Origin of the sequence: Lederbergia lenta NBRC 16444 (assembly GCF_001591545.1) — a bacterium.
GTDB lineage: Bacteria > Bacillota > Bacilli > Bacillales > Bacillaceae_C > Lederbergia > Lederbergia lenta.
This window is the reverse complement of record NZ_BCVC01000003.1, coordinates 125498-150969: the sequence shown is the minus strand read 5'-3', so window position 1 is coordinate 150969 and position 25472 is coordinate 125498. Positions and strand designations below refer to the sequence as shown.

Below are 25472 nucleotides of genomic sequence, written 5' to 3'. Positions count from 1 at the left end.
ATGGTTGGAAGCTAAAGTGAATGCAGATAGACCTCTTCCGTTAAAGGTTAATGTGAAAAAAAGGCGAAAGTTTATAGGAAGCGAATCCTTTTATGGGTATCTTTTTGTCAGTCCGATGATGGTAGGGTTCATACTCGTCATGCTATTTCCATTGGTGTATTCCATTTATATGAGTTTGACAGACTGGCAGTTACTTGGTGATCCGAATTTTATAGGAACAGCAAATTACCAACAATTAATAAAGGATCCAGAGTTTTTTATCGTTTTGAAAAATACATTTCTTTTCTCAGCGGGTCTTGTCCCCATTAATATCATTCTAGCTCTTTGGTTGGCAATGTTATTACAAAGAAATCTACCAGGGATGGGGATTTTTCGAACAGCGATTTTTATACCCGTGATGACTTCTATTGTCGTCTGGTCAATTATTTGGAAGTATATGTTTGGAACAGATGAAGGATTTATTAATCAGATTTTAGGTGCAATTGGCATGGAAGGACCTGCATGGTTATACAATCCACGGCTCGCAATGGGAGCAGTCATTTTTGTCAGTGCGCTTAAAAATGTGGGTTTAAATATGATTTTGTTTTTGGCGGCGCTACAGCAGGTCGATAAAAGTCTGTATGAGGCTTCTTATTTAGATGGGGCGAATAAATGGAGACGGTTCTGGCATATTACGATGCCGATGATTACGCCAACAGTATTTTTAACAATCATATTAACTGTCATTGGATCTATGAAGGTTTTCGGACAAATATATGTAATGACGAATGGTGGGCCAGGAAATCACACAAAAGTATTGGTTTACTATATTTGGGAAAATGCGTTCAAGCTATTTGAATTTGGCTATGCATCTGCAATCGCTATTATCCTGTTTGTAATTATTTTAATTTTCACTCTGATCCAATGGTGGGCCAGAAAAAGGTGGGTTTTCCATGAACAATAAATTGACAGACGGCATGCTTTCACGAATCTCGTTTTATAGTATTTTAACCGCCGTATCACTTATTATGATCGTACCTTTTATATGGATGATTAACACTTCCTTTAAGGATTCAACGAAAATCTTTAGCTTTCAATTCATTCCTAGTCCATTTAGATGGGAAAACTATGTGGAGGTGTTAAGATCCACTCCATTTCATCTGTTTTACTTTAATAGTATCTATATTGCTGTTTTAGTAACAATTGGAACAATATTCTTAGGTTCTCTTGCGGGATATGCGTTTGCAAAGCTACAATTTCGTGGAAGCTCCTTTATGTTTCTTTGTTTATTAAGCACAATGATGATTCCGGTGGAAGTAATAACCATACCATTATTTTTGTTCATGAGAGATTTGGGGCTTATTAATACACATATACCGTTAATTGTCATTCCGATTTTAGGTCCAGCAGGTGTGTTTGGTGTATTTGTAATGAGGCAATTTTTCTTACTAGTACCAAAGGAATTAGAGGAAGCCGCGAAATTGGATGGATGCTCTTATTTCCGCATTTATTGGAATATCATGCTCCCTCTAGCAAAACCGGCGGTAGCTACATTGACCATTTTTACATTTTTAACGAGCTGGAATGAATTCTATGAGCCGCTTATTTACATCAACTCTAAGGAACTTATGACACTACCAGTTGCATTAGCATTATTTACAGATGAAGTAGGAACGAGATGGGAATTATTAATGAGCGCTTCTGTCATGGCAACAGTTCCATTATTGATTGTGTTTTTCTTTGCGCAAAAGCAGTTTATCGAGGGGGTGGCGATGACGGGAGGAAAGTAAGCTCTAGTAGAGGATGTGCAAATAGTCACCAAATGATGAACGGCGAATTTCTTCGTTGCTTGGATTTTCCGGTTCTCGCAGCTATAGGTAGGATCTTCTGTTAAGTTCGCTCACGTCCTATGAGTAACACAGAAGTCAGCATATCCTGTGCAAGTCAGATCCTCAAAACCTTCGCGCCTCGAACTTCTAGTTCCTAATTTGGCAGCAATTTGAACATACATTAGTAGAGAAAAAAATTAAAAAGGAAGTGTTTATTTTGAAAAGAGATCTTCAATATGATGTGGTCGTTGTCGGTGGTGGGCCAGCTGGCATTAATGCAGCTATCGCCTCAGGAAGAGCCGGTGCTAAGACATTACTTGTAGAGCGATACGGATTTTTAGGTGGGATGTCGACGGTTGCGCTTGTTTATCCTTGGATGACTTTTCACACGAACTCTGGAAATCATGTTATTAAAGGGATTGCGCAAGAAGTTGTGGATCGATTGATGGCCATTGATGGTTCGCCAGGGCATTTACGAGATACGGTTGGATTTACGTATACAGTGACACCATATCATCCTGAGAAATATAAGATGGTAGCGCTCGATATGCTAGAAGAGGCAGGAGCGGATGTATTGGTTCATAGTTTCGTAGATAAGGTGGAGGTAGATGGAAATAAAATCACATCGGTTAACCTTACAACAAAGTCGGGACCAATCCGTGTTTCTGCTAAACAATTTGTAGATACATCCGGTGATGCTGATGTAGCGTATTTATCAGGGGCACCTTGTTTGCAAGGAAGAGACAGCGATCATCAAACACAACCAATGACGATGAAGTTTAGAATGAGAGGCGTCAACTTACAAAGAATTAAGGAAGAGATGAAATCCAATCCAGGTAATTTTTATCGGAAGACACCTATAGCTGAATTAGATGAGTTGCCACTAACTGGTGTGCAAGGATTTTATAAAGAATGGAATGAATCGGGTATTCCCATTAACCGGGACCAAGTTTTATTTTTTGCTGGACCTGAGGATGACGAAGTATTGGTCAATTGTACTAGGGTCCAAGGTTTGGATGGAACGAATGTGTTTGACCTTTCGGAGGGAGAGAAAGAGGGAAGAAAACAGATGTTAATGATAGCTGAATTTCTACAGACGAAAATTCCTGGTTTCGAAAAAGCATCGATCTCCGCAGTAGGATCACAAATTGGTATTAGAGAAACACGGCGAATAGAAGGTCTATATGCACTAACTTTGGATGATGCAGTGAATGGAAAGAAGTATGAGGATACAATTGCGTTAAGTGGCTATCCAATTGATATTCATGATCCAACTGGTAAAGGTGTGCAGGCGAATGACATTGAGGGTGATGGAAGCTATGGTATTCCATATCGATGTCTCGTGCCTAAAGTGATTGATAACTTACTAATGGGTGGAAGGTGCATCTCGACGACCCATGAAGCATTGGCGACAACGAGATTAACACCAAGTTGTATGGCGACAGGGCAAGCGGCAGGAACTGCGGCAGCTTTGTCGATAAAGGATGGAGTGGCCCCTAGAGATTTAGACATTGATAGGCTCAAAAGTTATTTAATAGAAAATGGAGTAATGTTATAAGCAGCAGAATAATGACTATGACTTCAAATCTATTGTTAGGGAGGAGCTTGAATGAAACTGTGGAGAAAGACTTTTTTCGTAAGTTTAACCGTCCTTTTAGTAGGAAGTTGGGTAGGAAAAGTAGAGGCAGCTAAGAAAAAGAAACCAGTATCTACCATCCTAATGGTTCCTCTAGACGATCGACCAGCTAATATCTACTTTCCGCAACAAGTAGGGGAAGCGGCTGGGATTGGCGTAATTGTTCCACCAAAGGAAATGATAGGACAGTTTACTAATTCCGGTGATGGTGAAAAGATAAGTCAATGGTTATTAGATAATGGTAAAAATGCGGATGGGTTTGTCATTTCCACCAGTATGCTAGCTTACGGAGGATTGGTTGCTTCTAGAACAGGAACTAAGTCGTTAGAGGAGGCTACTGCAGATATTCAAGTTATTAAGAAATTGAAAGCCATGTATCCTGATAAACCAGTATATGTATATGATACGATTCAAAGATTAGCTGTTACGGCCATTAATGAAGAGTATTCAAAATACTATACATTGATTAGCGAGTGGGCTATTTTATACGATAAAGTTATAAACTTAGGTATGCCGGGGAAGGAAAGACTAGTTGAATTAGAGTCTATTATTCCTCATTCGGTGTTAGAGGATTATAAAAATGCGCGGGAAAGAAATCATACGATTAATAAACGAATGATAGACTGGGCAGATCAAGGATATATTGACTATTTAATATTATCTCAGGATGATGCTGCTCCCTATGGCCTACATCGAGCAGAAAGAGAGTTGCTACTTGAAAAAGTGAATGAGCTTGATGTAGAAGAGAAAGTAGCTGTGTTTCCTGGAGCAGATGAAGTTGATGTAGTGTTAGTTTCCCGTTTTGTCAATCAACTTTTCGGTAGCTCACCATCTTTCTTTATTGAATACGGAGGAATCAACGGAAAAGAATGGATTGCTCCATTTGAAGATACTACATTCGATTATAACGTTCGAAAGCACATTATCGCATCAGGTGGGGTCATAGGAGAGGATGAAAAGAATGTTGATATTCACCTTTTATTAAATACTCCATCTAAACATGAGGAGGCTAGAAGTCAAGATATCGATAACTTTGTAAAAAGAATAGGTGAACTAACTTTAGACGGTAAGCAAGTTGCGATAGGAGATGTCCTCATTGTAAATAAAGCGGATGAAACATTTGTTACGGAACTTGCTGACAGGGTTGATATAACAAAACTACTTTCCTATAGTGGGTGGAATACTGCTGGTAATGCACTAGGAATAACAGTCGGTCATGCTGCTTCACGCTTTGCTTTTATCGAGCAAACATCTGGTTTCGGTGTTCCTGTATATGAACAAGCGGCAAAGTCACATTATGAATTTTTACTACACAGATTTGCCAAAGATCAAGGATATAAAAATATCGTTCATCCGGCTGCGCGAGATTTTATTGCAGACATAGGTGCTAGTGAGTGGGATTTAGGCGATAAATATGACCCAGTGAATGATTTCGTGGTAGAAAAATTAACAAGTGAAACGGAAAATTGGTATCAAAATTTTAATGGGAAAAAGATCTATATCGGATCAAGAGGAAATAAAGATTTCTATAAAACCATCGAATCACTTGAAAGTGTGCACGTAAAACTTCCTTGGCCGCGAATCTTTGAGGCAGAGTTGGAGCCAGAATTGAAGTTGAAGTAGTTCAAATGTCTAGTAACTTCTCTAATTATGCTGAATAAATTCAAAAAGACCGGATTCTCCGGTCTTTTTTTGAGAAATATTAATGGGGAAAGGGGATACAATATCAATGATAGATACCTATTTTGAAAAGATCACTGAGCGGTTAAATATCGTAATGGAAAAAGAAAAGGAGGGAATGAATAAAGTAGCTAGAGTAATAGGAAAGGCTATTCAAAATGGTGGAGTGGTTCAACTTTTTGGGTGTGGACATTCTCATATTTTAGCGGAAGAGGCTTTTTATCGAGCAGGTGGTTTAGTTCCTATCAACCCTATTTTTCATGAACCATTAATGCTTCATGATAATGCATTACTTTCTTCAGAACTAGAAAGAGAGAGTGATTATGCCTTGTCCTTTTTGAAGGATGAAGATATTCAAGAAAAAGATATCATGATTATTATTTCGACTTCAGGAAGAAATCCAGTGCCTATTGATGCAGCCATTTACGCAAGGAAAAAAGGAGCATGTGTAATCGGGATTACATCCGTCGAATATTCGAATAGTCAGCCATCCCGTCATGCATCGGGGAAACTTCTACATGAAGTTGTTGATTTTGTTATTGATAACCATTCCGTCATTGGCGATGCAATTCTAACGCATGAAAAAGTAGCTGTGCCATTTTCCCCGACATCAACGGTGGTTGGGGCTACAATTATCCATGCGATATTTGCTGAAGTGATCGTCACGATGACGGAAAGCGGACTACATCCACCGATATTTCTTAGTGCAAATATCGAAGGCGGAGACGAGCATAATAAATCAATGTTAGAAAAGTATGGTGAGAGAATTTCATGGTAGAGTGTGATTCCCATAAATTGGGGTAGAAGGAATGCTTTAAGGATGCCATGTATATGACTTCATACGTGCCTATTCGACTTCATTCATGTAAGATGAAGAGACAAAGAAATCAATGAAAAGGAGAGGATTACATGTTTAGTTCACGTATTGCAAATGCATTAAATCAACAGATGAATAATGAATTCGATGCTGCACAATCTTATATGGCGATGGCTGCTTATTGCGAATATAATAACTATGGAGGATTTGCGCACTTTTATCTCCAACAGGCGGCTGAAGAGCGTTTCCATGGTATGAAAATATATCAATACTTAAATGACCGCGGAGTTCATGCAGAATTCACTGGAGTGACTGCGCCGAAAATAAATTTTGATTCCATTTTGGATACTTTTGAATCGGCATTGCAACAAGAAAAAGGGGTAACCAAAGATATCTACGCATTGACTGATTTAGCTTGGGAAGAAAAAGAACATGCAACGATTTCATTTTTGCAATGGTTCTTAGACGAACAAGTGGAAGAAGAATCTTCCTTTGATACACATATCGAATATTTGAAACGAATTGGTGAAGACAAGAACGCATTATACATCTATGAAAAAGAACTAGGACAACGTTCTTTCAACGCCGAAAACGAGGCATAAGTATATAAACCAAAGCATCTCCGACTGAATTGTTCAGGAGATGCTTTTTTGGAATTCGCTAACATATACAAAGTGTTATCGGTGTCCAGTGAAAGCTATTAGCAACACATCATTCATCTAAGCATAATATAAGGAATCACTCTGTTTATCATTGTGATGGGTCATGTTTATTTAGAAAAACATATTCAATAATACTTAATCGTTATTGACTAAAGAAAAACATGTATAGTATGATATTTTTTGTCTCACTTTTTATTACAGAAGCGAAAGGAGCATAGTTGTTTTAAAAATAAAAGCGCCAGCACTAATCTAAAGAGGAATTCCATATGGGAAAGTCAGACGATGAAAATGTCCGGCTAAGGCGTAGGGCCTAAAGAACGTAAGTCGATTGGCTTTGTGGTGAAACTCATTACAACGCAACTCATCCTATGTTTGCTATCCCTGTTTAGTTGCCTTCCTTAGATTAGTAGACGAGGTGGAGGTTTATCGAACGTTCGGCGGATGCCTCCCAGCTGTGCTACACAGCTGAAATCTCTTTCTTAAATCATCAGAGGTGACTCGGTGGACAAAGGAAAGGGAATGTGCACATAAAAAACAGAGATGAGGGGGCAAGTATGCCCCCGTGCTTGCTTGCCTCCTTATTAGGGAGGAACAAACTATGTGCGGTATTACAGGTTATATTGGAGAGATGGATGCAAAGGAAATTTTATTAAAAGGCTTGGAAAAGCTTGAATATAGAGGGTATGATTCTGCGGGTATTGCAGTGAGTAATGAAAAGGGTGTCCATATTTTTAAAGAAAAAGGACGGATTGCTGATTTAAGAAGTGCCGTAGACGGAGAAATTTTTGCACAGGCTGGAATCGGACATACACGCTGGGCAACCCATGGTGTACCAAGCTATATCAATGCGCATCCACATCAGAGTACGTCAGGCCGTTTTACTTTGGTTCATAATGGAGTCATTGAAAACTATACATTGCTAATGAGCGATTATTTGCAAGACGTACCATTTCAAAGTGATACGGATTCCGAGATCATTGTTCAATTAATTGCTAAGTTTTCAGAAGAGGGATTAGAAACGGAAGATGCCTTTCATAAAACTATAAATCTATTAAAAGGTTCCTATGCCATTGCCCTAATAGATGTAGAAGCACCTGATATTATTTTCATTGCGAAAAATAAAAGCCCTTTGCTTGTTGGTGTTGGAGATGGGTTTAATGTGGTCGCTAGTGATGCGATGGCGATGATTCAAGTAACGGATACGTTCATTGAGTTGATGGATAAAGAAATGGTTATCTTAAAAAAGAACAATGTTACAATCAAAAATCTTCAAGGTGAAAACGTGACTCGTGCACCATATAAAGCAGAAATCGATGCAGAGGATATTGAAAAAGGAACATATCCTCACTATATGCTCAAGGAAATTGATGAACAGCCCCTTGTTATCCGTAAAATCATCCAAGCTTACCAAAATGAAAAAGATGAGCTTGTGGTTGTTGATGATATTGTAAAATCGATGAAGGAAGCAGACCGTATATATATTGTTGCATGCGGAACGAGCTATCATGCCGGACTTGTAGGCAAGCAATTCATTGAAAATATGGCCGAAATTCCTGTAGAAGTACACGTAGCAAGTGAGTTTAGCTACAATATGCCACTTCTTTCAGCAAAACCATTGTTTATTTTTCTATCGCAAAGTGGGGAAACTGCTGACAGCAGAGCGGTCCTTGTTCGGATTAAAGAAATGGAGCATAGAGCGCTCACGATCACGAATGTTCCCGGATCGACTCTTTCACGTGAAGCTGATTATACGATGCTCCTGCATGCTGGACCAGAAATTGCAGTAGCATCAACAAAAGCATATACGGCGCAGATTGCAGTCTTAGCGATTCTTGCAAATGTAACAGCAAAATCACGAGGAATGAATCTCGCATTGGATCTCGTTCATGAGCTCGGTATCATTGCCAACGCAATGGAAGTGCTCTGTGACACGAAGGAAGAGTTTGAGAAAATGGCAAGTGAATTCCTACCATTTACACGTAACTGTTTCTTTATCGGACGTTCTTTAGACTATTTTGTCTGCTTGGAGGGAGCATTAAAGCTAAAAGAAATATCATACATCCAAGCAGAGGGATTTGCTGGCGGAGAGCTGAAACATGGAACAATCGCCTTGATCGAAGACGGAACGCCTGTCATTGCCCTAGCTACACAGGAAAACGTCAACTGGAGCATTCGTGGTAACGTAAAAGAAGTGGCTGCTCGAGGCGCCAACACATGCATCATCTCGATGAAAGGACTGGAAACAGAAGAAGACAGATTCCTTTTACCAAAAGTAAATCAATTATTAACACCTCTTATCTCTGTAATCCCACTCCAACTCATCGCATACTACGCATCCTTACATCGCGGATGTGATGTCGATAAACCGAGGAATTTAGCGAAAAGTGTCACGGTGGAGTGAGTGGATTGGTTTTGATGTGGATTTTATGTTGCTTAGAAATAAAGTTTAACCGTTTATAAAAAAGTTACACCGTTTAACCTCTTTGGATATAATTGTCTGAAGGGGTGTTTTTATGTCTAAAAGGAAAAGAACATCTAAAGTCGAAAAGTGGATTAAAGAAGGTAGAGGAACTGCAGTGGGGCAGATTATCAGCTATGGCTAAAAGTTCAAGATGTTTCCTCACTAGGTCGATCAATGAAATTAAAAGGTATAAAAACGGGTAGATAGCATGAGTTTTTATCAGACTTGGAACGAAGCTACTTTCATTTGACTGGATTTTCAAATGGTATTACTGATATTCGTGAACAGTTTCCTCTATTACCACAAGAAGAAACGATTTTAATTGCAGAGGAACTAGGTATTAAACGTCCTAAGACTCAAAGAGCCAAAGTATGTCCCTGTAACTCCCTTGTTCCCAACGTAACTTTGTTCTTCCTTGCTGTAACTAAGTTGGTTTCCGAGGCGGGAAAAGTACAGAGAGAAAAATGATCGAAGCATTATGTATTATGATGGTTTTTCAATCATCTTTCAATAGGGATGTTCAATCCCAGATCAATAAAAATTCGGACTGGATCCAATAGTGGGTCCAGTCTTTTTCTTTTGCCCAGTATACTCCCAGTCCTTGTCCAATAAGGGTTTCATCATCTTTTATCCATTGTCTTTCCTCTATAATGTTACCATCCCAACTGTATCAATCCGAAGGATTTTCAGCCGTCTTTTTTGTGTTTTATCAATATCATTTCGTCAGTTTCTCCAGTCTTTCATCTGGTTCATTCTTTTTATACTCCCCAATTCTGGGGAAAGACTTAGTTACAATGGCAGAATATTCTATACAACCCAGAGTGGAGAAAAGAGGGGGAAATCGAGTGATTTGGGGAAGAACTAAGTTCCATTGCCATAAGGCGTGAAAGAGGGGGTGAAGCCTTGGGAGATAAGGGATAGAGGGGGGGTGGGAGGGAAGAACTAAGTTACAGGTACATACAAAGACAGGAGAGTCTATTGTAATGACAACGGATTTCCTAGTAACCGCGTTAATAAAGGAAATGAGGCAATTGAAGTTCTCGTACTATCAAAATGAAAGATAAGCTAATGGATGAACGAGTGTTAGAGAAATTTGAAATTCAACGTGAATATTGGGACGAAAAGGTATTCAATGGGGCATTGGAACGGGAGAAGAATTCGATAAAACAATGGCGAGAAATATTAGCTATAAAAGTTAACTCCATTTTGATTAATCCTTATTCAAAATGGGGCTTTTTGGTTTTTGGCAACGACATCTTTATTCAAACTGAAATTCATCAATTTCCACATAAAATGATTGTATATATTAAATTAAATTCTTTGCTTGAATCTCCAGCAGCGTCACCTTTTATAATCAATTTAGTTACCCAATAAAAAAGTAACAACAAAATAATTTATGATAGAGGAGGTTGATATTATGAAAAGAGAGAGTTTGTTAAATAGAGGATTGGCAAGTTTAATCCACTTATTCTCGTTATTGCTTACTTTTATTTTACCCATGTTGGTATACTTAGGGACTAAGAAAAGAAATAAATATTTTGCAGATCATGCAAAAGAGGGGATGAATCTTCACTTTACTTTTTTCCCTATTCTTTTGATCTTAAATTTAATGAATATGGGACCTGTTTTTACTTATGGTCTTCTTACCCTTGAAACAATATTGATATTAATTGCTGCAATTTATGCTCTAAAGGGAAAAAAGTTTTCTTACCCTGTTATACGTTATTTTAAGGTATAAAAGTAGGACCAATAAGTAAATAAAAACAAGAGGTGAGGAAGAAATGTCGGATAAAGATATATTTACCATCGGGGAATTTATGCAAAAGTCTGGTGTCAGCATTAGAACGCTTCGATATTATGATAGCATAGACTTGCTAAAACCAAGTGATTATACAGAGGGGGGGCATAGACTTTATTCAAAAAAGGATTTGGCTATGCTTCAAAAAATTAAATCCTTGCAGTTTCTCAATTTTTCCCTAAAAGATATTAAAAACAAGCTTCAAAATAACGCTGCTAAGGGAGCAGAAATATTAAAGTCATTAAACGATCAAAAACAGATATTTGAGACAAAAAAACTTGAAATCATTAATGTTTTATCTGATTTAGACCATCTTATTGAAACAATAGAAGATGAGGAAACCATCAATATCAACATATTTTGTGCGATGCTACAAAAATTAATGTTTGAAGAAGATACAAAGAAATGGTTTGAAGATCATTTTTCTAAAGATATGACTGATGAATTATTTAGTATAAATAAATCCGAGGAAATTGCTTTAGATAAAAAGTGGACTAAAGTTTTATCTGATATCAAACATTTAACGTTTATCGAAGCTATACCATCTTCCAAGGAATCGCAACAAACAATTGAATCACTGATGGAGCTTATGAATGGAACCACGAAAGGGAACTTGGATTTAATTGCAGAAAAACTGCCATCCTCAGAATCCTTTTCATTCCCTAATCCTTTCACAGAAAAGGAGCAAGAGTTTTTAATAGAGGCTATGGAAATCTATCAAAGAGATAATTCTGGGTTTACATGGAGGCGGTAAATTGCTCTGGACATATATGATAATTTTTGTTTTGGCAGCGACTCCTTTTTTTGAAATTATCGCCATTATACCTATTGCAATAGTGGGTGGCCTTCCAACAATCCCAGTATTGTTCCTTTCCTTTTTCGGGAATTTATTAACAATTGTGATACTCATAAAATTCGTTGATCTATTTAGGAAATGGTTATTGAAGAATAAGGACCTAAAAAATCATGAATCTAAACGTTATAGCAGAGCAAGATCAATCTGGAATAACTTTGGTCTTCCCGGTTTATTATTTTTAGGGCCCATAATTGTAGGAAGCCATTTATCGGCTTTACTATCCATCGCTTTTGGTGGTAGTAAGCAAAAAACATTATATTTAATGTCCATAAGTTTGTTTTTGTGGACGCTAATATTGGGGATAGGGTCTCATTATGGATTTAGCCTTTTTGTAAAGGATGACAATAATCAAGGTTTTATTATGAAGATTATAAAGGGATCATAAATACAAAGTTTTTTTGTAAATAAACATACTGTTGTAGCAGGAACTTCAAAAAAATTTGATCAAACTTTTTTTATTTAAAGCAAAATGTGGTTTTCGAGATGTTTTTGATTAAACTTTATTTAAAAGGCCACATTTTACTAAGATTACCGATTTTGAAAAGCTTTCATTCTGTTAGATTGTTTCATACCATTAAACTTCAACAAGCGGGGGCGTTTGTGGAATAACACAGGTGGAAAATGATCAAACTCCTTTATAAAAATTGAACTTCGCAGTGCATAGGAAGAATCGATTTTGATAAGGTTATTCCGCAAACGGACCAATATCTGGAATAGTTCGGTTACAAACTTTTAGAATATAAATAACACTAAACCACTCAGTGAGTCACTGAATGGTTAACACCTCTATATTCAGGGATTACCTGATCTAACAAGGAGTGTAACTGTATTTTAGTTTTTGCTGATATATCTACAATACTTTCTTGTTGTCTAGTAAGGTTGCGAAGGTTTAAAAGTTGACTATCGCGCTTTTTATAAGGTTCCAACTTTTCTTTATAAAACAGCACACAAAGGTGGTAGGCATCTACTGCATCTGTTTTAACTTTACGCAGGCTTGAACTTTTGGCACGATGTGAGATAAGAGGATTAAAAATAATATAAACATACTTTTGCTCCTCCATAAATTAAATAACTGGATAATGATTGTGAGCAGTTGATTCCAATACGAACGTAGGTTGGTTGCTATTAGCCGTTTTTTCAACTTCATGAAGGAATTCTAGTAAATTGAAATTGCCTAATCCTTATACTAAAGCCCTTACGATAAGGTTCAGCTTTATCTAAAAAGGCTTGAATTTGACTTTCCCCTTTTGAAATATCCAGACCAATAACTGGATTCATACAGTATCTTTTCTTAAAATATTAAATTAGTCGGTATCCCCTAAGGCTTCTTGTAATGTCATAGGTTCGCTTGTTAAACGGGATCACAATGTCCCAACCAGCCTTAAACATGCTTATACAAGTAAGGGGGTGAACAGTTTAGCTAACGAGATCTAGTCCCGCTGGTGCGACGTTCTATCCCGACTACGGTTATAATAAAACCATATAAAAAAAGGTCAACCAGTAAAATCTGGTTAAACTTATTTTACGAACTGGTGCTTTAGTTGAATAAGGATTTACGGAAATGATTAAACTTTTTATAAAAAATTATTGCTATGCTCGAATAAAAGAACCTTTCTATTAACTTAAAAACCATCCATTCTCCTTCTTTAAGTACTCGCAAAAGGTGGTGTGACAGGAACGATGGGGGTGGGACTTAGCAAGTTCACCTTATGTAAGATGGGTTGTGGAGCCTATTGATACCGCTATTGTAAAATAAATATGTTGCTTTATATGGGAAAGGTTTTATTTGGAAAATCAGAAAGCGTTGACAGTTTTTTTGAATTAGGCTATTATGTAAGTTGGAATTGGGTAGTAATTGTTTAAATACAAGCTAAGCCTATTCATTACGTGCAAAGAAGACTCAAGGGACTTCTATGCATTTTAATGGATGGGCTTTTTTCTGTTTGTTGGAAGAATGCGCTAATTCATTTAATTAAAACATAAAAATAAATTTAAAAATATCCTTAAAGTGAGGAATATATGTGGTAATTAAGAGACTGTTAAATAATAATGTCGTAATTACAGTAGATAAATTCGGAGAAGAAATAATCGTTATGGGAAAAGGTATTGGCTATCAAAAATCAAAAGGTGATGCGATTGATGAAAGTAAAATAAATAAGATTTTCAGTATTACGAATAGGGAAGTATCTAGCAAATTACAGGAATTACTGAATAACATCCCGATAGAGCATATGAAATTATCAGATGAAATTATTGAATATGCACAAAACAGACTAGGTAAAAGATTGAATGAAAGTATTTATATTTCGTTGAGTGATCATATACACACCGCAATTCAAAGGATTAAAGAAGGGATCAAAGTAAAGAACGCTCTGCTTTGGGAAATTAAAAGGATCTATAGGGATGAATTTGATATTGGGATGAAAGCGTTGGACCTTATAGAAAAAAAGACGCTGATTCGTTTACCTGATGATGAAGCGGGATTTATTGCTTTTCATATCGTAAATGCCCAATTAGATCAGGAACGACCGGTTGTACAAGGAATTACGGAATTAATCCAAGAAATTTCGACAATCGTCAGAATTCATTTCAGTATTGAAATTAAAGAAGAGTCGGTTTCTACTTTTCGCTTTATCACTCATTTAAGGTTTTTTGCTACCAGATTATTGACAGATAGTATCTATAATGACGCACCTGATGAAGACCTACTTGAGATTATAAAAAGTAAATATAGGGAAGCATTTGAATGCGTTATGAAAATTCACACGTTCATTCATCAGAAATACGAATATGAATTAACCTCTAATGAGATAATTTATTTGACGATTCATGTGGCAAGGGTAGTTCAAGATGCAAATAACTAGTAAAAATAATGGTAGCTGCAAACATTAACATTTAGCTGGATGGTAACATTAAGTTGGCCAAACCTTCAATATTTCTAAAAAAATTGGAGGTAAGAAAATGGGGAAATATAACGAATTAGCAAAAAAAATTATCGAGAACATAGGTGGAAAAGAAAATATTAATAGCTTAACACATTGTGTGACTCGGTTGAGATTTAAATTAAAAGATGAAAATAAAGCAAATGATGACGTACTAAAAAATATGGATGAAGTTGTAACGGTCATGAAAAGTGGCGGACAGTATCAAGTTGTTATCGGGAACCATGTTCCACAGGTTTATGATGATATTAACTCATTGATTGATATGGATCAGCATGAAGCTGATCAAGAAGATAAACAGAAACCAGAAAAGCTGCTAGATAAAGCTATTGATGTTATTTCAGGGATATTCCAGCCTATATTAGGATTTCTTGCTGCCTGTGGAATGATTAAAGGTTTTAATGTCCTGTTTACTACTCTAGGATTCTATAGCGAAAGTTCAGGGGGAGCCATGGTACTTGAAGCTATAGGAGATGCTATGTTCACGTTTTTACCTTTACTGCTAGGCTATACAGCAGCAAAAAGGTTTGGTCTTAAAAAACCTTTGTTAGGGGTAATAGTAGGAGCAATTATGTGCTATCCGGGAATTCAAAATAGTGCAATCTCCGTTGGTAAAGACGCAATGTATACTTTATTTCAAGGGACCATGTTTGAAACGCCCATTTATATTGACTTCTTTGGCATTCCTATAATAACGATGGATTATACTGGAACAGTTATACCAGTGATTTTAGTTGTTTATTTTGCATCAAAGTGCGAAAAAATATTTAACAAAATTATTCCTGACTTATTTAAATTTTTCTTTGTTCCCATGCTTACTCTACTAGTGGCACTACCTATTGCTTTTCTATTAATTGGCCCTCTTGCAACATTTGGATCAACGGCAATTTCAGAATTTGTACTATCTGTAAGAGACCTTAGTCCACTAATTGCAGGGGCGGTTGTAGGACTTACATGGCAGATACTTGTTATCTTTGGAATGCATTGGGGATTTATACCTGTATATATAAATAACGTACAAACATTAGGATACGACAATATCATGATGCCATTCTTTGCATGTACATTTGCAACAGCAGGCGTTATATTAGCGTTATTTTTCAAAACAAAGGATAAGAAAGTAAAAGAAATGACTTTACCTAATTTTATAACAAGTATATTTGGGGTAACTGAACCGGCAATTTATAGTGTGTTATTGCCTTTAAAAAAACCATTTATTATTAGTTGTATTTCTGGTGGAATTGGTGGTGCATTCTATGGATACTTTAACCTAAGAAAATTTATACTTGGTGGAATGGGAATCTTTGAATTACCGGCAATGATTGAACCAGATGGAGCGATGGGGAATTTAGTTATAGCTGTATTGGGAATGATCATTTCAATGACAGTAGCTTTTGTACTAACGATGCTTTTCTACAAAGAGAAAGCAGTTGTTTCTGAAGAAATGAATGAAATCCAAGCAGTAGATATGAATGAGGAGAAGAATAATAGACTAGCAAAAGAAAACATTGGAAGCCCAATAAAAGGAGAAGCAATTCCCTTAAGTGATGTGACAGATGCTGCTTTTGCTTCAGGTGTATTAGGTAATGGAGCTGCGATCATACCAGTAGAAGGGGTGGTTGTTGCTCCAGTAGATGGAGAAATAACCACATTATTTCCAAGTTTACATGCTGTAGGAATCACTTCGGTAAATGGAGTGGAAATTCTCATTCATGTTGGATTAGACACCGTTCAATTAGAGGGGAAAGGATTTACAGCCCATGTAAAACAAGGTGATAAAGTAAAAAAGGGTCAAAAGTTGCTAGACTTTAACATGGAAAAAATCGAAAAGGCTGGTTATAGCATCGTTACCCCAGTAGTTGTTACAAACACAGCAGAATTTCTAGAAGTTGCGGAAACGAAAGAAAGCAATGTAGACAGGGGAACAAATTTAATAACGGTTATTTTCTAAATCGCGGCGGCCTAAAATGATCCTTATTTAAGATCATTGAAATAATAGCTCAAATTAAGCGTGTTTTATGGATAAAGATTGCGAAGGAGGAAGAGGATTTGAAATTTAGAGATGGATTTTTATGGGGTGGAGCTACCGCAGCAAATCAGTGTGAAGGTGGATATAATAAAGATGGTAGAGGGCTTGCTAATGTTGATGTATGCCCTACAGGAAAAGATCGATCATTAGTGATTACTGGAAAATTAAAGATGTATGACTTTGACGAAGATTACTATTATCCTTCAAAAGAAGCTATTAATATGTACCATCATTTTAAAGAAGACATTCAATTATTTGCTGAAATGGGCTTTAAGGTTTATCGAATGAGTATTGCTTGGAGTAGAATTTTTCCAATGGGAGATGAAGAGGAACCGAACGAAGCGGGATTACAATTTTATGAAGATTTATTTAAGGAATGCCATAAACATGGAATAGAACCGCTGGTTACGATTACCCATTTTGATTGTCCAATGCATTTAATTAAAGAATATGGTGGTTGGCGTAACCGTAAAATGATTGATTTCTATGAAAAGTTATGCAGGGTTATTTTTAATAGATATAAAGGTTTAGTTAGATATTGGCTAACATTTAATGAAATAAATATGATTTTACATGCTCCATTTATGGGAGCAGGACTTTGTTTTGAAGAAGGAGAAAATGAGGAGAAAGTTAAGTATCAAGCAGCTCATCACGAACTTGTTGCAAGTGCGAAGGCAACTAAAATTGCCCGTGAAGTTGATAAGAATAATTTAATCGGTTGTATGTTTGCGGCGGGGAGTGTATATCCTTATAGTAGTAACCCGAGTGACGTTTGGGAAGCGACAAAAATGGATCGAGAAAATTATTTCTTTGTCGATGTACAGTCCAGAGGAAAATACCCAAACTATGCCCTAAAAGAGATGGAACGTAAAGGAACAATGCCAATAATGGCCGAGGGAGATGAAGAGCTCCTTGCGAAATACACGGTAGATTTTATTTCACTATCTTATTATAATAGCCGCTGCGTTAGAACAGATGATGGTGAAGGAGAAACAGCAGAAGGTAATTTATTTGCATCTGCAAAAAATCCTTATTTAGAATATAGTCAGTGGGGATGGCCGATTGATCCTTTAGGCCTGAGAATCACTTTAAATCACGTCTATGATCGTTATGAAAAACCATTATTTATTGTAGAGAATGGCCTAGGGGCAAAAGATGTAGTGGATGAACATGGTTATGTGGAAGATGATTATAGAATTGATTATTTAAGGGAACATATAAAAGCAATGAGAGATGCAGTTACTGTTGATGGAGTAGACTTATTAGGATATACAACATGGGCACCTATTGATTTAGTAAGCGCGGGATCTGGAGAGATGGAAAAACGCTATGGGTTTATTTACGTCGACCGAGATAACGAAGGAAATGGCACATTAAAAAGAAGTAAAAAGAAAAGCTTTTACTGGTATAAAAAAGTTATTTCCTCAAATGGTGATGATTTAGAATAAGGAGTAGCCTGTTTTCAGCAGTGTGAGTAGAAATGCTTGCACTGTTTTTTTCTAAACATGAACCGATTTATAGACACTAGAATTCATCCCATTAAAAAGTCTGTTCCAATTGCTGAATAGTTGGTATCCAAACGGAAAAGAAGAGGGAAGAGCAGTGGCAGAACAATAGGTATTCAATCAAAGATCAATCAAAATTCGAGGCTGGGTTCAATGGTGATCTAGTCTTTATGTTGTGTCCAATATCCCTGCAATACCTGCTACGATAAGGTACAGTTATTTCTCATCCCTTTGTTTTCTATACGGTTTGAGAGAACACGAGAGAGAGGAAAGAGAGTGATGGGATAAGAGGAAATAGCCTAGGTGGCTTATGGCTATTTAAAATATAAAGTAAAATAGAAATGGAATCATAGATATTGTAAAGGAATGTACTTAAAGTAAGGAGAAAGTGTAGGAGTGGTGTTTAATAAGTGTTCAACGATCGGACCATTTAATAGAACAAGACCTACTGATGTTGCTATAGTTGACACAAACCTTTAGTGGAGTGGGCTTAGATGATAGATGGGTGTGTGTCTTGAGAGAAAAAGTGGAGAAATAATTGCTAAAAGGTGTAGTTATAGAGAGATTCAGCTTTTCATTTATAGAGCAATTTATTATAAGTTTTGAAAGGGTGGTGTTTGGTTTGACTTTACAACAATTAAAATATGTATTGGAAGTAGCAAGCAAGGGATCAATGAATGAGGCAGCAAAAAGTCTATTCATCTCCCAGCCAAGATTATCGAATGCAATTAAGGAATTAGAAAAGGAAGTTAAAATCACTCTATTCATTAGAACGAATAGAGGAGTTACTATTTCTAATGAAGGATCCGAGTTTCTAGGTTATGCGAGACAGGTATTACAGCAGTTCAACATGCTTGAAGAAAAATATATAAGTGAAAAACCAGCTAAGCAACATTTTTCTATTTCAACCCAGCATTATACTTTTGCGGCCAATGCTTTTGTGGAACTTGTAAAAGAGTTTGGAGCTGAGAATTATGAGTTTACACTTCGTGAATCTAAAACTTATGAAATAATTGAAGATGTAAAGAATTTACGAAGCGAGTTAGGGATTATCTATTTAAGTAGTGATAATGAATCCATATTATTAAAACTTTTAAAAGAAAGAAATATAATCTTTTCAGAACTATTTACTGCACAACCTCATGTGTTTATTAGTAAAAGACATCCATTATCCGACAAAGAGTATATTAATTTAGATGAATTAGATGACTATCCATGCCTTTCTTTTGAGCAAGGAGAATACAATTCTTTTTACTTATCAGAAGAAATTTTAAGTACACGAAGTGTAAAAAAAAGTATTAAAGTAAGTGACAGAGCAACTATTGTTAATTTCATGATTGGTCTCGACGGTTACACCATTTCTTCTGGAGTTTTTCCTAAATATCTTCATGGAGACGATATTATTGCTGTTCCTCTTAATGCAGATGAAGTCATACGCGTAGGAATAATAAAGCATAGCGATGTCATATTAACGAAACTTGGCGAAATTTATATGGATGCCTTAAAAAGAGTTGCACAGGAATTATAAAAGACTTAATAGTCAGCTTGATATAACTAAAAGTTATACCAAGCTATGTTGTTTTGGTATTATCCAATATGTAGGAAACTCCCTTATAATATGAATGATGATAGCTACAAGTTGGAGAGTGAATTTTTATATGGGAGTTCAAGTATTATATTCTTTTGTAATATACGTACTAATAAATGCCTTTACACCTGGACCAGGTAATATTCTAGCATTAAATACCATGACGAATTATGGATGGAAAAAAGGGAAATCATTATTCTTCGGGATCTTTACCGGTTACTTTTTTGTGCAAGGATTATGTGCCCTAATTATTTTTGGATTAGAAAACTTAATAAATCCAATAATGACGGTCCTTACATATGCAGGAGCTATTTATATAATGTGGCTTGCATATCAGGTTGCTATTAGTAGACCTGACAATAAAACAGCCGGGAAACAGCCCTCTTTTTGGATTGGTTTTGTTCTGCAAATTGTTAATGTAAAAATATTTTTATTTGGGATTACCTCCTTAACAGGATATGTTATGCCATATTATTCATCACTGGGTCTGCTTTTATTTTTTGAAATGATCATTGCTGCAATAGGTTCGCTTGCTACTCTAACTTGGATATTGTTCGGTGGGTTATTCCAAAAAACATATATCAAGCATTTTCGAGTAATAAATATTATATTAGCGTCATTACTTTTGCAATGTGTCGCTGCACTTTTACTACAGTAAAAAATGAGAAATGAAGACACACTGCTACCCACAACAGCATTTTTAAAGATGAATCTTTGAATATTCAAGGGACAATAAGCCATAAAGGGACCTGTATAAACTAGGAGTAAAATCGGTTCTTGTCTCTGGACCTACGGGAGAACAGCACAGTCTAAACCTACAAAAGAAAGTTGAAATAATAAAAAGCGGTAAGGGATAGAAACAAACTCTGCTTTTATGCTGGTGGGGAAGTGGGCTTAGAAGATAAAATATTAGATGGATATGATCGGCTTTCTTCCATTGCTTCATAAATTGCTTATGAGACAACAATTAAGAAAACAAGAAAGCGAAATGATAGAAAAAATGTTGAAACAAGTTTATCAAGGAAATGCAATTACGAATGTGAAAAACATCATTAATCTTAAAGGGATTCCAAAGGGGAGTTGCAGGAGTCCAATTGGAAACATTTAATGGGATAATTATATCTAATTTAGATTGGTCAGTTAAAATGTTCATCTTATCTAGTGAATAGGTGGATTTCAATATCTGTTACAATCATTCCCATAGAACAAATCCGTTTTGACCAATCTATATTCAAAACGGATTCATTTAATTTAACGTGAAATATGGAGGTGCAATGTATTTTTGACTTGTAGAGTAAATTCATCTCATTTTGCTGAATAAAACCAAATCCTATTAGTAATTTTCATAGTTTCTATACTTCTTTTGATTTTCTTTCTTGAATAATTCGTAAGCATTCATTAAATTCAACTTCTGTATAATCATATTTTGATAACACTAATAATCTTAATAATGAACCTAAAGCTGGTAGAATAGATACTACGATAAATAATCCTGATAAAGTAAATTCAGTTTGTTCAACATTGGCCTGATAACCTATTAAGGTTAAGATAAGCCCTGTGAAAGCCCCTGCTAAAGCAACAGATAATTTTCCAGCAAATGTTTGTCCACCAAATACAATTGCTTCCGTTCTTTTTCCTGTTTTCACTTCACTATATTCAACTGTTTCTGATAGCATAGCAGAAATAATTGGTCCTGTAGCTGAATATAACAATTGAGTTATGGCTAAAAATGTTATAACTAATACGATACTCTCGTAACCTACTAAGAAGAAAATAAGACGTATTATGATATCCATTCCTAACAATGTTCTTAAAATATTTCTCTTCTTAAAATATTTTGTTAGAAGTGGAATAAATAAAAATCCTACTGCACTTAATGTACCGATTATTCCGAAAACACTCATTAATTGAGGAGCATTCAAATTATAGGTAAAGAAATAAAGTATGATTCCTTGTACAATATTCATAAAAATATTTAAGAAAAATACAAGTAAAATCTTAAACATGTACTTATTTACTTTAGCTGATTCTATAACATCTTTGAATGTAACTTTTTCATTATGCTCTGGTACAACTCGTTCTTTCGTATATTTATAGCCAATGAACATTAAGATATATGCTGCAACCATGATGATACCAACTGTTATCAAATAACTTACAGATGGGGTATAGTTTTTATTGAAAGTCGCTATCAATATTGGAACTAAAAATCCCACCATACCTATTCCGCCATACACACCTAAATTAGCTACTGTTAATAACTTTGTACGATCTTGACCATTTTTAGAAATCACTGTAGAAAGAGACCAAAACGGAATATCAGAAAATGCATAAATCGTTCCCCAAAGAATATAAGTAGCTCCTGCATAGATAACTTTCCCTGTTACACTTATATCAGGAGAGAAAAAACAAAATATAGTAGAAACAACAATTAATATTGGGGTAAATTTCATATACCCTCTAAATTTTCCGTGTTTGGTTCTCCTTGTATCCATAAATCCAGCTACGATAGGATCAATGACTGCATCCCAAATTCTGGCAACTAAGAAAATTATACTTGCTGCTACGGCTGAAATACCTAAAATATCCGTATAAAAGAATAAAATGAACGTTCCTACCAAACCAAAACTAAAACATTGACCGAAACCATATGAAAAGTATGCAAAGTATTCTTTCATATTTATTTTTTCATTACTTACATCTATCTTATTTTCCTCGCCACTAGTTGCTAAACCTTGCATTTGATTCTCCCCTTATCATTTGAAAATGAACCCATATTGACGATCAGATTCCAGAATGGCTTTAATTTCTTTAGGATCAAATTTATAATCATGATTGTGATCTAATAATCCATTCACTTCTTGTTCAACATCTGTTAACTGTGTATAACAAAATCCACTACAATACTCTATTTTCATAACCGCTTTTGTTAGATTCTCTATTTTTAGTAACACATCATCTTTCGATTGAATACGCTCACCATATCCCCAAGAAGTTTTTGAATTATCTTCCTGATAGGCTAAGCCACCATATTCACTAATAATGAAAGGTTTTCGTTGATTTTCATAGCCTTTACAGTATGTTTTTCTACCACTTGTTAATGATGGACTTTCTTTTAAAGCCCTTTCTTTATTTTCATAAGAAGCTGCAAACGTACTCTCATCCGTATTGTAATCATGAATTGTACATACGTCTGTCAATGTATGTTCCCAACCATCATTTCCAATAACTAAACGTGTACTATCTAATGATTTAACTGTGTAGTACAATGCATTAACAAAATTTTGTTCTTCTTCATTATGAGAAATTTCATTAACTCCCCATGACTCATTCATCACAACATATGTAATAACGGAAGGGTGATTTATGTGTTTATCAACAAATGGATGAATCTCTTTGAACATACTTTCGTTTGACATACGACTAAACTCAAATATACTTGGCATTTCTGCCCATACACAAAGTCCTAATTTATCACATAAATATAATAACTTATGACTTTCTATTTTTTGGTGTATTCTCACGCCATTGAAGCCCATTTCCTTAATTTTCGCTAAATCATCTAAAAATTCATCTGTCGTTCCTGTTAAACCAGCATCCGGATAGTATCCTTGATTTAATATAAGTTTTTGATAGAATGCTTGATCATTGATATAAATTTTTTCTTCATGGGCCTCAATTCCTCTCATCCCAAAATAACTCTCTATTGAATCTTCTAATACATCATTCTCGTCCATAATATTAAGTTCAATATCATATAAATTAGGATCAGTTGGATGCCAATAAAATAGTCTGAAATTAGGGGAATTACTACTAACATCTATTGAAAATTTAGCTCGTCTATTTTTAAATGAACTAGTCATTCTAGTAATAAATTGACCATTATAGGACACTTTCGCTTCTATAAAAGCGTTTTTATTATTGTTGATTGTTGCATCTATCATTAGTTCTGATGCGTGAATATTAGGTTTCATCGTAAAGTTAGTGATGTAAGTATTTCCTGTTTCTTCTAACCAAACATTCTGCCATATTCCGATTGTACGAGTATACCAACATAAAAAGTTTTCCTCTTTCCAACTTTGTTTTCCTATTGGTTGATTTGTATCATTATTATCTTCCACTCTAATTGTTATCTTATTATTTTTACTTACTTGATTAGTTACATCAACCTCAAAAGGTACATGCCCCCCTTCATGTGTGTATACGAATACATTATTAATCCAAATATCACATCTATAATCAATAGCTTCAAAGTTTAAAATATAACTTTTATTTTCTTGTTTATTTAATTGAAATTCTCGATAATACCAAACTACAGGGAAATATTCCTCCATATCTATACCAGACTTTTTAAACATATAACTGTATGGCACTGTAATTTCTAAATTAAAATCCTCCTTTTTAATCGGCTCAGCTATGTTCGCGCTCTCAACTTTATCTAATTTGAATAACCATTTCCCATTTAGATCCATCCACTTCTTCCTAATTTTTTGCGGATTAGGATACTGTAGCTTTTCCATAATAATCCCCTTTCATTAACTTTTTGTTCCTTAAGTTAACTTTTTAGTTAAATTAACAAACTTAATATAACATATATTTTCTGTAAGTCAATTATTTTTCTACATGCTATAATGAGGGAAAGCATCAAAAGAAAGGGCAAAATATGGCACCTCATTCAGATTATTATCTTAAAGTAAATGATTCTCATTTAGATTTTTTTCAAGCTTTAGCTTCAAAAACACGACTACAAATAATTAATTTATTACTAGATAAAAACAGATCGATTAGTGAACTCAGTGGTTTATTAGATTTATCTTCTGCAGTTGTTACAAAACATGTTAATATTTTAGAAAATGTCGGCATTATTACTTCGATTTCTGAAAAGGGAATTAGGGGTAGACTAAAGATTTGCCAATTAAACAAAGAGGAAGTTGTTCTAATTTTTAATAGCAATAAAGAAAAAACCAGCAGAAAATTTATTGAGAAAAATATTCCAATTGGCTCATATTATGATTTTAAAATCTCGGCTCCCTGTGGTATTACCTCAAATGAAAAGATATTAGGTTATGTGGATAATCCAAATCTTTTTTATTTTCCTGAACGTGAAAAAATAAGTTTATTATGGTTCACATCAGGCTATATTTCCTATAATTTACCTATTTACGATATAAATTTTAATAATATAAAATCTGTTGAAATATCTTGTGAATTATGCTCTGAATACGCTGGGTATAACAACAATTTTAAATCTGATATTGAATTCTACTTAGATGATATTCTCTTAACAACGTGGACAAGCCCTGGTGATTTCGGGGATCGAAAGGGAAAACTCACTCCAAAATGGTGGGAGTTAGGAACAGAATATGGAATTTTAAAAACAATAAAAGTTGATAATAATGGAACCTTTTTAGATGGAGTCAAAGTAAATAATTTAACTCTTGAAGAATTATTAAAGGATAAAAAAGGGGCAATTAGTTTTAAAATTTCTTCACCTGATACTACTATTCATCCAGGGGGAGTAAATCTTTTTGGTAAAGATTTTGGTGATTATAATCAGGATATTAATGTCAAATTCTTTTATGAATAACTCAAATTTAGGTGAAACCACTAAAAATATATATGTAGGCTCAATGAAGGTGAACTATTATTTATTATAAAGACTGAACTCGTAGAGAATCATAGAATAAAGG

Annotated in this window: 20 protein-coding genes and 2 pseudogenes; 19 read left to right on the top strand and 3 right to left on the bottom strand. The window is 35.2% G+C overall.

The window, feature by feature from the left end:
- Nucleotides 1-4: 4 nt before the first annotated feature.
- The 12 genes and pseudogenes from BLE01S_RS12875 to BLE01S_RS12820 all read left to right on the top strand — a co-directional run bounded on the left by BLE01S_RS12875 (nucleotide 5) and on the right by BLE01S_RS12820 (nucleotide 12103).
- Complete coding sequence (locus BLE01S_RS12875) at nucleotides 5-943, top strand: carbohydrate ABC transporter permease (protein ID WP_066142690.1); 939 nt, start codon at nucleotides 5-7, stop codon at nucleotides 941-943.
- Entirely contained in the window at nucleotides 933-1769 is an 837-nt protein-coding gene (locus BLE01S_RS12870; RefSeq protein ID WP_066142687.1) for a carbohydrate ABC transporter permease, read from the top strand. Before BLE01S_RS12875 ends, BLE01S_RS12870 begins: the two co-directional genes overlap by 11 nt.
- A gap of 256 nt (nucleotides 1770-2025) precedes the next feature.
- A complete protein-coding gene (locus tag BLE01S_RS12865) occupies nucleotides 2026-3366 on the top strand; it encodes an FAD-dependent oxidoreductase (RefSeq protein WP_066142684.1) in 1341 nt (446 codons plus the stop codon).
- A gap of 51 nt (nucleotides 3367-3417) precedes the next feature.
- Nucleotides 3418-5067, top strand: a complete 1650-nt coding sequence (locus BLE01S_RS12860; protein WP_066142682.1) for a DUF4127 family protein — start codon at nucleotides 3418-3420, stop codon at nucleotides 5065-5067.
- 106 nt (nucleotides 5068-5173) lie between these two features.
- Nucleotides 5174-5902 (top strand): SIS domain-containing protein, encoded by a 729-nt coding sequence (locus BLE01S_RS12855; RefSeq protein WP_066142678.1) that lies wholly within the window; start codon nucleotides 5174-5176, stop codon nucleotides 5900-5902.
- Nucleotides 5903-6033: 131 nt separating this feature from the next.
- Nucleotides 6034-6543: a ferritin gene (locus tag BLE01S_RS12850; protein WP_066142675.1), complete on the top strand. Its 510-nt coding sequence runs from the start codon at nucleotides 6034-6036 to the stop codon at nucleotides 6541-6543.
- A 658-nt stretch (nucleotides 6544-7201) separates the two neighbouring features.
- Nucleotides 7202-9004 carry a glutamine--fructose-6-phosphate transaminase (isomerizing) gene (gene glmS, locus BLE01S_RS12845; RefSeq protein WP_066142673.1) on the top strand — a complete coding sequence of 601 codons (1803 nt, stop codon included), beginning with the start codon at nucleotides 7202-7204 and terminating at the stop codon, nucleotides 9002-9004.
- Between the two features lie 112 nt (nucleotides 9005-9116).
- Nucleotides 9117-9415, top strand: a pseudogene (locus tag BLE01S_RS21410) (heteromeric transposase endonuclease subunit TnsA); the annotation flags it as partial.
- A gap of 717 nt (nucleotides 9416-10132) precedes the next feature.
- Nucleotides 10133-10438, top strand: a complete 306-nt coding sequence (locus BLE01S_RS21180) for a hypothetical protein (protein ID WP_231955886.1) — start codon at nucleotides 10133-10135, stop codon at nucleotides 10436-10438.
- A 43-nt stretch (nucleotides 10439-10481) separates the two neighbouring features.
- On the top strand, nucleotides 10482-10802 hold the full coding sequence (locus BLE01S_RS12830) for a magnetosome magnetite crystal formation protein family (RefSeq protein WP_066142669.1): 321 nt from the start codon (nucleotides 10482-10484) through the stop codon (nucleotides 10800-10802).
- 43 nt (nucleotides 10803-10845) lie between these two features.
- Nucleotides 10846-11616 (top strand): MerR family transcriptional regulator, encoded by a 771-nt coding sequence (locus BLE01S_RS12825; protein ID WP_066142666.1) that lies wholly within the window; start codon nucleotides 10846-10848, stop codon nucleotides 11614-11616.
- A gap of 1 nt (nucleotide 11617) precedes the next feature.
- On the top strand, nucleotides 11618-12103 hold the full coding sequence (locus tag BLE01S_RS12820; protein WP_066142663.1) for a small multi-drug export protein: 486 nt from the start codon (nucleotides 11618-11620) through the stop codon (nucleotides 12101-12103).
- A 394-nt stretch (nucleotides 12104-12497) separates the two neighbouring features.
- Here the strand turns inward: BLE01S_RS12820 and BLE01S_RS12815 are convergent.
- Nucleotides 12498-12996 (bottom strand): annotated as a pseudogene (locus BLE01S_RS12815) (IS110 family transposase); the annotation flags it as partial.
- 743 nt (nucleotides 12997-13739) lie between these two features.
- Here BLE01S_RS12815 and licT point away from each other — a divergent pair.
- From licT to BLE01S_RS21175, 6 genes are all read left to right on the top strand, one after another.
- Nucleotides 13740-14582 (top strand): BglG family transcription antiterminator LicT, encoded by an 843-nt coding sequence (licT, locus tag BLE01S_RS12810; protein ID WP_066142658.1) that lies wholly within the window; start codon nucleotides 13740-13742, stop codon nucleotides 14580-14582.
- Between the two features lie 97 nt (nucleotides 14583-14679).
- On the top strand, nucleotides 14680-16611 hold the full coding sequence (locus tag BLE01S_RS12805; RefSeq protein ID WP_066142654.1) for a beta-glucoside-specific PTS transporter subunit IIABC: 1932 nt from the start codon (nucleotides 14680-14682) through the stop codon (nucleotides 16609-16611).
- 98 nt (nucleotides 16612-16709) lie between these two features.
- Nucleotides 16710-18137 (top strand): 6-phospho-beta-glucosidase, encoded by a 1428-nt coding sequence (locus BLE01S_RS12800; RefSeq protein WP_066142652.1) that lies wholly within the window; start codon nucleotides 16710-16712, stop codon nucleotides 18135-18137.
- Between the two features lie 679 nt (nucleotides 18138-18816).
- A complete protein-coding gene (locus BLE01S_RS12795; protein ID WP_066143403.1) occupies nucleotides 18817-19722 on the top strand; it encodes a LysR family transcriptional regulator in 906 nt (301 codons plus the stop codon).
- A gap of 130 nt (nucleotides 19723-19852) precedes the next feature.
- Nucleotides 19853-20440 (top strand): LysE family transporter, encoded by a 588-nt coding sequence (locus BLE01S_RS12790; RefSeq protein WP_066142650.1) that lies wholly within the window; start codon nucleotides 19853-19855, stop codon nucleotides 20438-20440.
- A gap of 255 nt (nucleotides 20441-20695) precedes the next feature.
- Nucleotides 20696-20890: a hypothetical protein gene (locus BLE01S_RS21175; protein WP_066142648.1), complete on the top strand. Its 195-nt coding sequence runs from the start codon at nucleotides 20696-20698 to the stop codon at nucleotides 20888-20890.
- Nucleotides 20891-21134: 244 nt separating this feature from the next.
- Here the strand turns inward: BLE01S_RS21175 and BLE01S_RS12780 are convergent, their stop codons facing one another.
- Nucleotides 21135-22523, bottom strand: a complete 1389-nt coding sequence (locus BLE01S_RS12780; protein ID WP_066142645.1) for an MFS transporter — start codon at nucleotides 22521-22523, stop codon at nucleotides 21135-21137.
- A gap of 15 nt (nucleotides 22524-22538) precedes the next feature.
- Complete coding sequence (locus BLE01S_RS12775) at nucleotides 22539-24302, bottom strand: glycoside hydrolase family 2 protein (RefSeq protein ID WP_066142642.1); 1764 nt, start codon at nucleotides 24300-24302, stop codon at nucleotides 22539-22541.
- Nucleotides 24303-24445: 143 nt separating this feature from the next.
- Between BLE01S_RS12775 and BLE01S_RS12770 the strand changes: the two genes are divergently transcribed.
- Nucleotides 24446-25369: an ArsR/SmtB family transcription factor gene (locus tag BLE01S_RS12770; RefSeq protein WP_066142639.1), complete on the top strand. Its 924-nt coding sequence runs from the start codon at nucleotides 24446-24448 to the stop codon at nucleotides 25367-25369.
- Nucleotides 25370-25472 lie beyond the last annotated feature (103 nt).

Bases quoted from the DNA above. Each gene is read 5' to 3' on its own strand.
- BLE01S_RS12870 (WP_066142687.1), top strand. From the start codon at position 933: ATGAACAATAAATTGACAGACGGCATGCTTTCACGAATCTCGTTTTAT.
- BLE01S_RS12860 (WP_066142682.1), top strand. From the start codon at position 3,418: ATGAAACTGTGGAGAAAGACTTTTTTCGTAAGTTTAACCGTCCTTTTA.
- BLE01S_RS12855 (WP_066142678.1), top strand. From the start codon at position 5,174: ATGATAGATACCTATTTTGAAAAGATCACTGAGCGGTTAAATATCGTA.
- BLE01S_RS12850 (WP_066142675.1), top strand. From the start codon at position 6,034: ATGTTTAGTTCACGTATTGCAAATGCATTAAATCAACAGATGAATAAT.
- glmS (WP_066142673.1), top strand. From the start codon at position 7,202: ATGTGCGGTATTACAGGTTATATTGGAGAGATGGATGCAAAGGAAATT.
- BLE01S_RS21180 (WP_231955886.1), top strand. From the start codon at position 10,133: ATGGATGAACGAGTGTTAGAGAAATTTGAAATTCAACGTGAATATTGG.
- BLE01S_RS12830 (WP_066142669.1), top strand. From the start codon at position 10,482: ATGAAAAGAGAGAGTTTGTTAAATAGAGGATTGGCAAGTTTAATCCAC.
- BLE01S_RS12825 (WP_066142666.1), top strand. From the start codon at position 10,846: ATGTCGGATAAAGATATATTTACCATCGGGGAATTTATGCAAAAGTCT.
- BLE01S_RS12805 (WP_066142654.1), top strand. From the start codon at position 14,680: ATGGGGAAATATAACGAATTAGCAAAAAAAATTATCGAGAACATAGGT.
- BLE01S_RS12790 (WP_066142650.1), top strand. From the start codon at position 19,853: ATGGGAGTTCAAGTATTATATTCTTTTGTAATATACGTACTAATAAAT.
- BLE01S_RS21175 (WP_066142648.1), top strand. From the start codon at position 20,696: ATGGATATGATCGGCTTTCTTCCATTGCTTCATAAATTGCTTATGAGA.
- BLE01S_RS12780 (WP_066142645.1), bottom strand. From the start codon at position 22,523: ATGCAAGGTTTAGCAACTAGTGGCGAGGAAAATAAGATAGATGTAAGT.
- BLE01S_RS12775 (WP_066142642.1), bottom strand. From the start codon at position 24,302: ATGGAAAAGCTACAGTATCCTAATCCGCAAAAAATTAGGAAGAAGTGG.
- BLE01S_RS12770 (WP_066142639.1), top strand. From the start codon at position 24,446: ATGGCACCTCATTCAGATTATTATCTTAAAGTAAATGATTCTCATTTA.